We start from the raw sequence: 386 nt of genomic DNA on the forward strand, positions 1-386 counted from the left end.
AGTGGTGACGCCAGTGGGCGACAGCATCGACGTGACCAACGTCGTGCTGACCGCTACCGTCCCTGCCGGTGGTGCTTTGGAAAACGGCTCCATCCTCTACACCGCTACCGTCGGCGCGCCTGTAACCGGTTCGCCGGTTGTCGTGACCTTGTCGAACAACCAAGTCATCACCATCGCCGTCGGTGAAACCAGCGGTTCGGTTTCCTTCCCCCTAGGTAATGACGTCTACAACGGCGCTGACACCATCAGCACTGCGATCACCGGCGTAACCGGTGGCAACTTCGAACAGCTGACCCCGATCACCACCCCAGTGGTGACGCCAGTCGGCGACAGCATCGACGTCACCAACGTCGTGCTGACCGCTACCGTCCCTGCGGGCGGCGCCT

The 386-nt window shown here is 62.4% G+C and carries 1 protein-coding gene; it reads left to right on the top strand.

Annotated features, from left to right (window positions below):
• Positions 1-386 (top strand): immunoglobulin-like domain-containing protein (locus tag H7993_RS20685; RefSeq protein WP_185795504.1); only part of this gene is annotated, 386 nt, incomplete at both ends.

It is taken from the genome of Pseudomonas baltica (assembly GCF_014235765.1).
In the GTDB taxonomy this organism is placed as follows: domain Bacteria; phylum Pseudomonadota; class Gammaproteobacteria; order Pseudomonadales; family Pseudomonadaceae; genus Aquipseudomonas; species Aquipseudomonas baltica.